Here is a 12413-nt window from a genome sequence, read left to right as displayed (position 1 = left end):
AGTTTATATATGCAAGAAATGCATGTAACGTTTCTTCAAGCAGCTATTATATCAATATGGGTTGCAATGGTAATGTCTCGGGGTCTAGGTGGTGCTACGTTAACGTTGCGATTTACACCAATGATGACCGGTTTAATCGTTGGGATTGTGTTTAATGACATTCCTAATGCAATGATAACAACAGCAGCTATTCAGTTGATTTATATGGGTGTTTTTTCACCTGGTGGGCAAATGCCATCAGAACCAGCTATAGCAACAGCAGTTGCTGTTCCCGTCGCATTGTTGGGTAAAATGGAACCTACAGCCGCTGTTGCTGTGGCAGTACCGGTAGGTTTATTAGGATCTTACTTATATCAATTAAGATTTTTCTTTAATACTATGATAATGAAATTAACGGAAAAATATGCCGAAGAAGCCAATAGCAAAGGGTTAACCTTTTCTATCATTGTGTTACCAATAATTTGTAGCTTTGCATTGTTCGTACCGTTTATGTTTGTTGCGTTATATTTTGGGGCACCGATTATTGCTGATGTGATTAAATCGAATGCCGGAGGACTTGTTTTCCATATTCTTAATGTAATTGGTGGTGGACTTGCTGCTGTGGGTATTGCGTTAACCATTTATGTCATTGGTAAAAAAAGCTACATCATTTTCTTCTTACTTGCCTATTTCATGGCGGTTATTGCCAAACCACTAAATATTACCATGGTAACTTACGCAATAGTTGGTGCAATAGTTGCATTTATTTTTGTTCTTGCAAAAAATGAAGCAGTAAATTCTGCTGTAGATCAACCTAGAAATAATTCAAATAATAACAATCAAGTTGATGACGATGATTATTAATCATTAGTTATTTGATTAATAAATTAGAAAGAGGAATTTTATAATGACAGAAATAGTACAAGAAAGTATTGATCTAAAGCCAGAAACGATTACTAAAAAAGATATCACATTTGCATGGTTACGTTGGTATTATGCCAATGAAATTCCACACTCATTTGACCGTTATCTTGCGGCATCATTAATGTGGGGATTAATGCCAATTCTTAAAAAGTTATATAAATCAAAAAGTGAATTAGCTGCTGCTTATCAACGGCATTTGTTATTTTTTAATACTCAAATTACGTGGGGTGGTGGAACAATTTCAGGGATTATGGCTTCATTAGAAGCGGTGCGTGCTGATGAAGTTTATCAAAACAAACCGATTAGTATCGACAATGATGTGCTTTATAACACTAAAGCCGGTTTAATGGGAGCCTTGGCTGGTATCGGGGATGCGATTGACTCGGGTACTATACAATATATTTTTATTGCCATCGCATTACCTTGGGCGCAAGAAGGTTTAGCGATAGGTGCATTGTTCCCATTTGTTGCATTTGTTTTATATCAACTATTTGTTGGTTACTATTTTGCCCAATTAGGATTTAAATTAGGTAGAAATGCGGCAACAGAAGTCGTTGGTAATAAGATGCAGATGATCATAGAAGCCTTATCTATTTTAGGTCTATTTATGATGGGTATTTTAGCTGCAAGCTATATTAAAGTTTCTTCAAGTTTAAAATTTACCTTATCTGGTAAAGATTTCATTATACAAGATACATTGGATAAGATTCTACCTGGAGTATTACCGCTTGTTGTTGTAATGGGACTGTACTTTTATTTTTCTAAGAAAGGTTTGAAAGTAACAAAAGCATTAATTGGGCTAACAGTTATTCTTGGTGTTTTAGCTGCAATTGGTATTTTATAAAAATAATTAAATATAAATAATAATAGAGGTTTTAAATTATGGGAAAAGTTGTTTTAGCTCGAGTAGATAGTCGTCTGATTCATGGACAAGTCGCAACAAATGTTTCAAAAGCGGCCGGAGCTAATGCCTTATTTGTTGCAGATGATTATTCGGCAAATGATGAATTCACCAAAAATATTATTCTTGGCGCAGGTGCCAGCACTGGTCATAAAATTAGAGTATTAAAAGAAGATGGTGCGGTTAGGTATTGGAACGATCGTCAATATGATGATTTTAACGTTATTTTAATTACTAAAAATATTGAAGTAATGTATAAAATTATTAAATCTGGCGTACCTGTAACTAATCTTAATATTGGCGGTTTACCACTGGTTCCAGGGGCAACCTCAATCATTAAAGAAGTATCGATTAATAAAGAGCAACTCGATTTATTAATTGATTTACAAAATAGTTTTCCGAATATGGATATTTATTGCCAAGCAACGCCTTCATTAAAGAAAGTACCTTTAAGTGAAGTAATTAAAATGTTTGAATAATATAGGATTAATAATATGATCGGTGTTTTATTAGTTAGCCATGGAAGTATGGCGGCGGGAATAAAAGACAGTGTGAAAATGATTGTTGGAGAACAAAGCCAATTTGAATCATTATCACTTAATCCTGGGCAAGATATAAATCAGTTAAAAACTGATTTATTCAATTGTTCAAAATCTTTAGATTCTGGCGATGGTGTTCTTGTATTTGTCGACCTTTATGGTGCATCTCCATATAATGCTTCGATGCAATGCGTTCCGCAATGGAATGAGCTTGGTATGAATGTTCGAGTCATTACTGGTATGAGTCTGCCTATGGTAATTAATGCAGTATGTAATAGGGATTCTGTGTCCTTGAATGATCTTACTGCCGAATGTATCGAGGCAGGGCATGAAAATATTCAAGATGCCATTGCCAACATATCTCAATCAAACAACAATGAAAATGATGATGACTATTAATGTAATAACTAATTTAATGTTATTAAGTTAATGTTTATCTTAATCTATTTATAGTTAATATGATTTTAAAAATCATATTAACTATATTGTCTAACTTTATTTAAAAATAGTTTATTAATAATGGAAATATTGAAAGATCTGATTTTACGATATGGCATCATATTTGGTAAAAGGTTTAATCCAAAAGAGAAAATCTCTTTTTTAAGGGTAATATCTAAGGAATTAGCGCCATTAGGTTATCAAGTGGATGCGAAACTATCTAAATTAAAATTAGCAACTAGACGTTATCAAAATTATTATAATGCTTATATCGGCGATCTTAATAAAGCAGAGGTCGTTATTTGTACTAATTACGATACAGGCATCAATAATTTTAATTTGCAGAAAACGTATGCTTTTCAATCACAATTTAGTAAGCTGACTTACTTTATTAGTGTTGCCCCGTTTATATTTTTATTCATTGCATCATTAATATTAAATTACCTCGTTTTTTTACCTGATATCCGGATTAATGGCTTTTTCAGTATTTCTGGCATTTCAGCTATAGTTTCAACAGTGCTATTGTTTTTCTTAATTGCCAAATTTAAAAGTGGCATTCCAAACACTAAAAATTTCGTTTGTAATTCATCAAGTATTATTACTATTATTAATCTTATTAATAAGTTAGATAAAAAAGAAAAGAAAAAAATTGCTTTTGTTCTTTATGATGGCGGCAATAGTGGCCAATATGGTTTAAAAATGTTAGAAAGCTATGCTAAACAAATCAAAGATAAAAAATTTATTTTCTTGGATAGTATTGCGAACGGTGATGATTTAGTTTTTTTTAAACCACAAGGATCTGATCTAAATATAGCGGATGTTCATTTTCATGATGGGAGTATTGAAACTCAATTATCTAATTACATTATGATCACATCAGGTCATATAAATGAAGATAATAAAATTCTTATAAAAAATGCTCACTCGTCTAAAGATAATTATTTATCTGATGAAAGATTAGAAAAACATACACAATCGCTACGAGATGTATGCCGAGCATTGATGAATGAAAAATGATAATGGATTGTTGCGGAAAAGAACTTGATACCTACCGATAGAATTGGGTAGGTATCAGAATTATGATGAACTAATGTGTAGCACCTTTTGCTGCACCAATAGGTAGAATTGTACGACCAAATTGTTCATTTAGAACTTCAGCCATCGCAAGATAAATTGCACTCGCACCACAAATTATGCCTTCAAAACCAGCAATATGAATAATGTCATGGTTACCAGAAATATTACCAATTGCTAATAGAGCGAATAAAATGGTTAAGCTGGCAAAAACAAATTGTAATGCTCGGTTAGCTTTTAATGTACCAATAAACATAAATGCGGTAAAAATACCCCACAGTGCTAGAAAAATCCCTAAAAAAGTTGCATCGGTAGGTGCAGTTGCTGGTGAAGTAGGTAAATACCAAATACCAACTAAAGCAATCCAAAAGAAACCGTATGAAGTAAATGCTGTTGTTCCGAAGGTATTTCCTTTACGGAATTCTAATATTCCTGCGATTACTTGGGCTAAGCCACCATAAAAAATACCCATAGAAACGATTGCCGTCATAACTGGAAAAAATCCTGCATTATGAATATTTAATAAAATTGTAGTCATACCAAAACCCATTAGTCCAAGTGGACCTGGATTTGCAAGTTTTATTTGTTCCATAAGGATCCTATAAATTAATCTTAGTAAAAAAGAGCGGCAATAATAAGTGTTGAAAAGCTGATAATCAAGATTTTGTAAAAAATAATTTTGTATCACCCCTTGATATTAATAATATTGTTCCCATTTATGTGAAAACAAAAACATTTCTTTATCTAAAATGGGACTTGAAAACGATGTTTTCAGTCTTATATATAAGAAATAAAATACAGGTTTGAGGAGAAAAGATTATGGGTAAAATTATTGGTATCGATTTAGGTACAACAAATTCATGTGTTGCAGTAATGGATAATGGTCAAGCAAAAGTATTAGAAAATGCCGAGGGTGATCGCACAACCCCTTCCATCATTGCTTACACTCAAGATGGTGAAATCTTAGTTGGTCAACCAGCTAAACGCCAAGCCGTAACCAATCCACAAAATACATTATTTGCAATTAAACGTTTAATCGGTCGTCGTTATGAAGATGCTGAAGTACAACGTGATGTTGGTATTATGCCATATAAAATTGTTAAAGCTGATAATGGTGATGCTTGGGTTGATGTTAAAGGTCAAAAAATTGCTCCACCACAAATTTCTGCTGAAGTATTAAAGAAAATGAAGAAAACTGCAGAAGATTATCTTGGTGAGCCTGTGACAGAAGCAGTTATTACTGTTCCTGCTTATTTTAATGATGCACAACGTCAAGCAACCAAAGATGCTGGTCGTATTGCCGGTTTAGATGTAAAACGTATTATCAACGAGCCAACCGCAGCAGCGTTAGCTTATGGTTTAGATAAAGATGTTGGTAACCGTACTATTGCTGTATATGACCTTGGTGGTGGTACTTTTGATATCTCAATTATCGAAATTGATGAAGTTGATGGTGAAAAAACATTTGAAGTATTAGCAACAAATGGTGATACTCACTTAGGTGGTGAAGACTTTGACTCACGTTTAATCAACTATTTAGTTGATGAATTCAAACGTGAACAAGGATTTGATCTTAAAAATGATCCATTAGCAATGCAACGTTTAAAAGAAGCTGCTGAAAAAGCGAAAATTGAATTATCATCAGCTCAACAAACTGATATTAACTTACCGTATATTACTGCTGATGCAAGTGGGCCAAAACACTTAAATATCAAAGTGACTCGCGCTAAACTTGAATCATTAGTTGAAGATTTAGTTAAACGTTCAATGGAACCTGTTAAAACAGCATTAAAAGATGCCGGTCTTAGTGTTTCTGATATTAAAGATGTCATCCTAGTTGGTGGTCAAACACGTATGCCAATGGTTCAAAAAGCTGTTGCAGATTTCTTTGGTAAAGAACCACGTAAAGACGTTAACCCTGATGAAGCAGTAGCTGTTGGTGCGGCAGTACAAGGTGGTGTATTAGGTGGTGATGTTAAAGATGTATTATTACTTGACGTAACACCATTATCATTAGGTATTGAAACAATGGGTGGTGTAATGACTACCTTGATTGAGAAAAACACGACTATCCCAACAAAACATAGTCAAGTATTCTCAACTGCTGAAGATAATCAATCAGCTGTAACTATCCATGTATTACAAGGTGAACGTAAACGTGCAAGTGACAACAAATCATTAGGTCAATTTAACCTTGATGGTATTCAAGCTGCACCACGTGGTATGCCACAAATCGAAGTAACCTTTGATATCGATGCTGATGGTATTTTGCATGTATCAGCAAAAGATAAAAATACTGGTCGTGAGCAAAACATTACCATTAAGGCTTCTTCAGGATTAAGCGAAGAAGAGATCCAAAAAATGGTAAATGATGCTGAAGCAAATGCTGATGCAGACCGTAAATTTGAAGAATTAGCTCAAATTCGTAACCAAGCTGATCATCTTGTTCACTCAACTCGTAAACAAGTGACTGAAGCTGGTGATCAATTATCAGCTGATGATAAAACAGCTATTGAAAGCGCTGTGAGTGATTTAGAAAATGCAGCTCGCGGTGAAGACAAAGCAGAGATCGAAGCTAAAATTAATGCATTAATGGAAGCTTCAAAAAAATTACTTGAGTTAGCTCAACAACAAGCTCAAGCAGATCAATCTGCAGGTCAAGCCAATAGCGGAAGTGCTGCAGGACAAGATGATGTTGTTGATGCAGACTTCAAAGAAGTTGATGATGAAAAAAAATAAGCATTAACTGATATGTTTTTTAATGAGTTATTGCAACGAGTTTTAAACATGTAAAACATTAAACGGGCGCGAGGTAACTCAAGCCCGTTTAGTTGTTTATATAATGATTAAATTTAAAGGTTAATTATGGCGAAGAAAGATTATTATGAAACATTAGGCGTGAGTAAAAATGCCAGTGAAACTGAGATAAAAAAAGCCTACAAACGCCTAGCCATGAAATATCATCCGGATAAAAATCAGGATAACAAAGCTGAAGCTGAAGCAAAATTCAAAGAAGTTAAAGAAGCTTATGAAATCTTAACCGATCCACAAAAGAAAGCTGCTTATGATCAGTATGGCCATGCAGCTTTTGAACAAGGGCAAGGTGGCGCAGGTGGGTTCGGCGGTTTTGGTGGTTTTGGCGGCGGTTCTGCATTTGATGATATCTTCAGTGATTTCTTCGGTGGTGGCCGAGGACGAGGTCAAGCAGCATCGCGTGGTAATGACTTACAATATAATATTTCATTAACATTAGAAGAAGCAGCTAGCGGTGTAAGCAAAGAGATTAAAGTACCAACTTGGGTTAATTGTGATGTTTGCCATGGTCAAGGAACTGAAAAAGCTTCAGATGTTGTAACTTGTAATACCTGTCACGGTGCTGGTGTTGTGCAAATGCGACAAGGCTTTTTTGCCGTACAGCAAGAGTGTCCGACTTGTCATGGGCGTGGAAAAGTGGTTAAAAATCCATGTAAGAAATGTCATGGTGAAGGACGTGTTCAAAAAACTAAAACACTTTCTGTTACTATTCCTGCTGGGGTTGATACAGGAAACCGTATTCGACTTTCAGGTGAAGGTGAAGCTGGATTAAACGGTGCACCTGCTGGTGACTTATATGTACAAGTACAAGTAAAACCGCATGCAATCTTTGAGCGAGATGGCACTAATTTACATTGTGAAATTCCAATTAATATTGTGTTAGCATCACTAGGTGGTGAGGTTGAAGTACCAACCCTGAACGGTAAAGTTAGCCTAACCATACCGGCCGAAACACAAACCGGTAGAATGTTTAGATTACGTGGAAAAGGCATTAAATCATTACGAGGCAGTGCTGTAGGTGATCTCTATTGCCATGTTGCAGTTGAAACACCAGTTAATCTAACTAGCAAACAAAAAGAGTTATTAAAAGAGTTAGGCGAAAGTTTTAAATCCGATAAAAACTCAAAACACAGTCCAAAAGAAAAAGGCTTTATTGATAAAGTGAAGAAATTTTTTGGATAACCTTCGTTATTGATTATACAATCGAGCCAAATAATGGCTCGATTTTTTTATTCTGCTTTTTTAAATAGCATTATTGCTGTTTTCAGATATCGTATATTTTTCTTTATTATTCAATATTCCTTATTGACATTAAACCATATCTTAATTAGCATGTTAAATTAGTAAGGTGGCTAACTAATTTTATGGATATAAAGTATGCAGCTTGAAAATCGCTATTTATCTTTTTGCAATATTTTGAAGAAACAAAACACGGTAGATTTAGAAAAGATCCGAACATGCTTTACGTTGTTATCTGTTGCTAATCTAATTGATATAGAGTGTGCCAAACGTCTTCAAAAATATCATCTCTCAGAAAGTCGATTAATTATTTTAGTTTTATTAAAAGAATACCAAGAATTATCTTTGCAAGAAATTGCTAAATTATTAGGGATAACTAAAGCTTCAACAACAACACTTGTTAGTTCTCTAATTAATGATGAGCTAGTATCAAAAAGAAATGATGAAAATGACAAAAGAATTTCCATTATTTGTTTAACCCCAGCAGGAATGGATTTATTGACGGAAACGTTAAAAGAGCACAGTTTTTGGATAGAAAAAATAACTAATAATTTATCTGATAATGATGTTGCTATATTCAAAAAGGTATTAAGCCAAATTCATGAAAATGTATCAAGAAAGGAAATCGTTAAATGAAACTAATTGAAGATTTACAAAGATTAAGACAAGATTTAATTACCCAATTACCCCAAGAAGTACAAAATATTCTGGATAGCTCATTAGCAGATATGTTAAATGAAAAACTAGGTAGTCATGCTTTACAATGTGGAGATATTGCACCAGACTTTTCACTAATATCAACTGATAATCAAGAAATCAATTTATATAAATTACTGGAAACCAAACCCGTAATTATTAGTTTCTTTCGAGGTAGTTGGTGCCCGTTCTGTGTAAAAGAATTAGAACATTTTCAAAATAATTTAGAGCTAATTCAGCAAGTTAAAAATATGCATTTTATTGCTATTTCACCACAGAAAGCTGCAATTAGCGCACAGTTAAAACAAGAAAAATCGATGTCGATAACGATACTATCAGATATTAAAAATAACATAGCTAATAAGTTTGGTTTAGTATTCACATTACCTGAAAAAGTTAGAGAGTTATATAATAGTTTAGGTGCTAATTTATTGGATTTTAATGGCGATGATAGCTATACATTACCAATACCAGCAACTTATTTAATTGGGCAAGATAAAAAGGTTTATTTTGCTTATGTTAATGCTAATTATATGGAACGAGCTGATATATCCGAATTAATAAATGTATTAAAGTAATAAAAATTTAAATTTATCTAGCAATATGAAATGTTACTAATCTGATATAAAAAGGGATAATATTTATATTATCCCTTTTTATATTAAATTTAATTAAAACTATAAAGTTACATTTTAGTTGTGAGAACATACGCAATAACATAACGCTGTTGTTCTGCTGTGAGTGAGTTATATACAGCTTGTGAAGATAAAGAAAAAAGCCTTTATTGCCACAACTGTCAGTAGTGCGATTGAATCCGCTTTTATTGCGTTATTTGGTGTAAGGTTATATGGCTATATTTTATCGAGTATCTTTAGTTTACCAGCCTATATTGATCCATACTTTGTCTTCGCTATATTGGTGATATTAATATTAATTTGCTCATCTTTTTGTTGGCAAAAAACAGGCCTAATTTTTAAATAACCTCATAACAGCCCGTGATATTACGGGCTTTATCGATCAGGTCATATCAGGAGTATGGCTTCATATTGCCATTTTTTCTAAAGGTGGTTAAAGAATTTTAATATATAGCAGATCTCCTCTTCAGGAATGGTAATTTTATATTTTTCTTCGAAGACAACTAATTCATCTTTAATAATTGAATATTCATTCCTATACTTACGAATATAATTTTGTTTATCAATAAATTTAACCTTGCTCTGCTCGCCATTAATTATCTGTTCAAGCATACAAGCGATATGCATAACCAGTCCAATCAAAGTATTATTTGATACTCTAATATTAAATTTACGGGTTATATTTTCATTAAAATGCTTAATATCGGTTAGTAAATCGCGTGGTTCAATATTGGATAAAATATTCGAAAGTGTTTTTTCGATTAAAGAGTAAATGGTTTCAATATCAATTAATTGCTGTAATTTCTTAATATTGTCCGGATAAATTAATGATGTTAAATCGAATTGGCTGATTGAAGTATTAAAGTTAAATGGGCTCACTATAGCAACAATCGTATGATTTTGCTGAATCTCTTCGATTTCTTTAAATAATTTATCATCTTCGTGAGATAAACTAAGTGCAATAATGTCTAAGATATTTTGTCGATATGAAAGTACATTATTTAATAAATCTATGGTGATATTGGTACTTTTATTCGGCACATTAATAATTAAAATGGCTAATTTTTTATTAACTAAACTCTCTTCTTGCGGTGCTGATACTAATGGTGCTTGATTAAGCATATGAATTTGTAAGACATTCTCATATACTTCTTCTAAGCAATATCCATTCATTGCATTTTGAATTGCCTCAATCACATGTAAAGTACTAACCAGTTGAATTGTTTTGGTTTTAATATTACATTTTGCCTCTATTTCTTCACCAAAATTTTTCAAAGATCCCATATCAACCAGTAATAGCATGTCTGATTTATTTTTAGTTAATTGAATATGGTTAATAATTTTTTCGAGAATTTTTTGTGGCAATTCATCAAGTGGCACATCAAAAGCAAGTGCATATTCAATGTTAAGTAAGTCATGTGCTGTTTTCGTGATTGACGTTGCGGTTTTATCTCCGTGAGCAATAACGACAATTTGCACATTATTTGAAGGTAAAATAGGATTATTAGTACCATATATAAAAAACATGGCCAGATAAGCAGCTTCATCAATGGGCAATGTCGTATCCATAATGTGTTCAATCATTGTGAGACAATCAAGTGCAGCATTAAATTGATTTGGATAATTCGTTCGGATTTTATTTAATTGCGGATGACTAATCTTTTGATTGCTATTTATTCGCTTTAATGTCTGTTCGATATGGTTAGCTAAACTATAATAAATACGATTATTAAAGCTGCACTGTAAACTGTTTTCAGCCTGTTCAATTAAGGCTTCAGTTAAACGTAATACTTTAGTTGAAATTATATTTTTCAACTTATTCTTATCATATTTTTTAGTATTATTATAAATATAGGTATAAAAATAATCCTGAATCTCTTGTTCAATTTCTTCTTCGAGTTCGAAATTTCCCCTACCTTGTGTTTTTAATTCAGCGATTTTTCGATTTACGATATCGTAGATATCATTAGATTTATTATTTTCATATAGGATCTTATTATCTTCTCCCTGAAATATAATATTTTTTCGATTAATACCAATGATTTTATTCCACGTTTGGCGATGTTGTGTTTCAATCAATAATGCTTCACTGATATGATTTGGTAATAGAGCACTATTAATATAAATATACTCTGAATTACTGTAGGAAATATGTTTGGCATAGGCGGCTGCACAAATAAAACGAATATCAGCTTCAAGTTGCCCTATATTATTGGGACAGTTATAGCCTAACAAAGCGCGAAGAGCATTACTTGATACGACAATTTTTTCTTTTAATTGTGCCGATTCGGTATTAAAGAAATTTTGAATTAGATTAAACCTTTCCTCAAAAGTTCTTGCTCTTAAAGGCGGAATTGTTAAATTCATAGGAAAGCGACGAGTAAATGTACGCAATAATGCTGAATTAGGATCTTCTGTCGTTGCGGCAATAATGCGAACTTGTGCGGTTCGTTCTACGGTATCACCTAGTCGTCTAAAAAGGCCTTTATCAATAAAAGTAAAAAATATTTCTTGTCCTTCTGGTGGTAAACGGTGAACTTCATCTAAAAATAACAGCCCGGTGTGCGCCTTTTCAACTAAACCTTCACGATCATCGATTGCACCACTATAGGCACCTTTTTTACAGCCGAATAATTGGGTTAAAAGTAATTGTGGATTTGAAGCGTAATCAGCACAATTAAAGTGGATAAATGGCGCATCAGGACTAATTTTATTGACACTTTTAGCATAGTTATAAATCAGTTCGGCAAACAGTGATTTGCCAACTCCTGTCTCACCAGTAATTAAAATATTCATACCATGAGGAGGATAAAATATAGCTGCTTTAGCTTGTTCAATCAAGGTATGCAAACTGGTGCTAGATTCGATAAAATTTTTGAATTCACCAAATTTGAAATTTGGTTTGTTTTCGGTTTTTATCGAAGATTTAGCAATAGAATATTTGACTGGTTTTCCTTTATCTTTAACCACTTTTCCTTGCTTAATAAGCTGATTTAATTCGTGGCTAACATTTGCCCGAGAATAATTCAGTAATGTGGCAAGTTCAGAAGTAGTAACTCCTTCACTGTTTTTTAGCGTTAATTCCTGTAATTTTTGGAAAATAATCTCAATTCTTAACATTTCACATCCTAATGTGTTTTAGCAAATCTATTCCTTAATGTGTATTAAAACACA

Annotated in this window: 11 protein-coding genes and 1 pseudogene; 10 read left to right on the top strand and 2 right to left on the bottom strand. The window is 33.0% G+C overall.

All coding sequences use genetic code 11. The features are described 5' to 3' along the window. Nucleotides 1-18: 18 nt before the first annotated feature. The 5 genes from H3T83_RS07085 to H3T83_RS07065 all read left to right on the top strand — a co-directional run bounded on the left by H3T83_RS07085 (nucleotide 19) and on the right by H3T83_RS07065 (nucleotide 3798). A complete protein-coding gene (locus H3T83_RS07085; protein WP_065614796.1) occupies nucleotides 19-843 on the top strand; it encodes a PTS sugar transporter subunit IIC in 825 nt (274 codons plus the stop codon). A gap of 43 nt (nucleotides 844-886) precedes the next feature. Continuing rightward, nucleotides 887-1747, top strand: coding sequence for a PTS system mannose/fructose/sorbose family transporter subunit IID (locus tag H3T83_RS07080; RefSeq protein ID WP_065614764.1), 861 nt, complete (start codon nucleotides 887-889; stop codon nucleotides 1745-1747). Nucleotides 1748-1785: 38 nt separating this feature from the next. Next, nucleotides 1786-2283, top strand: a complete 498-nt coding sequence (locus H3T83_RS07075; protein WP_065577934.1) for a PTS sugar transporter subunit IIB — start codon at nucleotides 1786-1788, stop codon at nucleotides 2281-2283. Nucleotides 2284-2298: 15 nt separating this feature from the next. Continuing rightward, nucleotides 2299-2742, top strand: a complete 444-nt coding sequence (locus H3T83_RS07070) for a PTS sugar transporter subunit IIA (RefSeq protein WP_065577933.1) — start codon at nucleotides 2299-2301, stop codon at nucleotides 2740-2742. 120 nt (nucleotides 2743-2862) lie between these two features. Continuing rightward, complete coding sequence (locus H3T83_RS07065; RefSeq protein WP_198215413.1) at nucleotides 2863-3798, top strand: hypothetical protein; 936 nt, start codon at nucleotides 2863-2865, stop codon at nucleotides 3796-3798. Nucleotides 3799-3868: 70 nt separating this feature from the next. Here the strand turns inward: H3T83_RS07065 and satP are convergent, their stop codons facing one another. After that, nucleotides 3869-4447, bottom strand: a complete 579-nt coding sequence (gene satP, locus H3T83_RS07060) for an acetate uptake transporter (protein WP_034903495.1) — start codon at nucleotides 4445-4447, stop codon at nucleotides 3869-3871. Nucleotides 4448-4674: 227 nt separating this feature from the next. Here satP and dnaK point away from each other — a divergent pair, with 227 nt between their 5' ends. From dnaK to H3T83_RS11570, 5 genes and pseudogenes are all read left to right on the top strand, one after another. Beyond that, on the top strand, nucleotides 4675-6594 hold the full coding sequence (gene dnaK, locus H3T83_RS07055) for a molecular chaperone DnaK (protein ID WP_034903492.1): 1920 nt from the start codon (nucleotides 4675-4677) through the stop codon (nucleotides 6592-6594). Nucleotides 6595-6720: 126 nt separating this feature from the next. Beyond that, nucleotides 6721-7851, top strand: coding sequence for a molecular chaperone DnaJ (gene dnaJ, locus H3T83_RS07050; RefSeq protein WP_198215412.1), 1131 nt, complete (start codon nucleotides 6721-6723; stop codon nucleotides 7849-7851). A gap of 195 nt (nucleotides 7852-8046) precedes the next feature. After that, nucleotides 8047-8544: a MarR family winged helix-turn-helix transcriptional regulator gene (locus tag H3T83_RS07045; RefSeq protein WP_065651393.1), complete on the top strand. Its 498-nt coding sequence runs from the start codon at nucleotides 8047-8049 to the stop codon at nucleotides 8542-8544. After that, complete coding sequence (locus H3T83_RS07040; protein WP_198215411.1) at nucleotides 8541-9182, top strand: peroxiredoxin-like family protein; 642 nt, start codon at nucleotides 8541-8543, stop codon at nucleotides 9180-9182. Before H3T83_RS07045 ends, H3T83_RS07040 begins: the two co-directional genes overlap by 4 nt. Nucleotides 9183-9375: 193 nt before the next feature. Beyond that, nucleotides 9376-9585, top strand: a pseudogene (locus tag H3T83_RS11570) (hypothetical protein); the annotation flags it as partial. Nucleotides 9586-9662: 77 nt separating this feature from the next. On the opposite strand, the gene H3T83_RS07035 reads toward H3T83_RS11570, so the two are convergent. Further along, entirely contained in the window at nucleotides 9663-12359 is a 2697-nt protein-coding gene (locus tag H3T83_RS07035; RefSeq protein WP_034902895.1) for a sigma 54-interacting transcriptional regulator, read from the bottom strand. Nucleotides 12360-12413 lie beyond the last annotated feature (54 nt).

This window comes from Gilliamella sp. M0320 (genome assembly GCF_016101635.1).
Taxonomy (GTDB): domain Bacteria; phylum Pseudomonadota; class Gammaproteobacteria; order Enterobacterales; family Orbaceae; genus Gilliamella; species Gilliamella apis.
The sequence above is the reverse complement of the archived record's forward strand: the minus strand, read 5'-3'. Positions and strand labels throughout refer to the sequence as shown.

Excerpts from the sequence above, each read along its gene's own strand:
- H3T83_RS07040 (WP_198215411.1), top strand. The coding sequence starts at position 8,541 with ATGAAACTAATTGAAGATTTACAAAGATTAAGACAAGATTTAATTACC.
- H3T83_RS07075 (WP_065577934.1), top strand. The coding sequence starts at position 1,786 with ATGGGAAAAGTTGTTTTAGCTCGAGTAGATAGTCGTCTGATTCATGGA.
- H3T83_RS07085 (WP_065614796.1), top strand. The coding sequence starts at position 19 with ATGCATGTAACGTTTCTTCAAGCAGCTATTATATCAATATGGGTTGCA.
- dnaK (WP_034903492.1), top strand. The coding sequence starts at position 4,675 with ATGGGTAAAATTATTGGTATCGATTTAGGTACAACAAATTCATGTGTT.
- H3T83_RS07035 (WP_034902895.1), bottom strand. The coding sequence starts at position 12,359 with ATGTTAAGAATTGAGATTATTTTCCAAAAATTACAGGAATTAACGCTA.
- dnaJ (WP_198215412.1), top strand. The coding sequence starts at position 6,721 with ATGGCGAAGAAAGATTATTATGAAACATTAGGCGTGAGTAAAAATGCC.
- H3T83_RS07070 (WP_065577933.1), top strand. The coding sequence starts at position 2,299 with ATGATCGGTGTTTTATTAGTTAGCCATGGAAGTATGGCGGCGGGAATA.
- H3T83_RS07065 (WP_198215413.1), top strand. The coding sequence starts at position 2,863 with ATGGAAATATTGAAAGATCTGATTTTACGATATGGCATCATATTTGGT.
- H3T83_RS07080 (WP_065614764.1), top strand. The coding sequence starts at position 887 with ATGACAGAAATAGTACAAGAAAGTATTGATCTAAAGCCAGAAACGATT.
- satP (WP_034903495.1), bottom strand. The coding sequence starts at position 4,447 with ATGGAACAAATAAAACTTGCAAATCCAGGTCCACTTGGACTAATGGGT.
- H3T83_RS07045 (WP_065651393.1), top strand. The coding sequence starts at position 8,047 with ATGCAGCTTGAAAATCGCTATTTATCTTTTTGCAATATTTTGAAGAAA.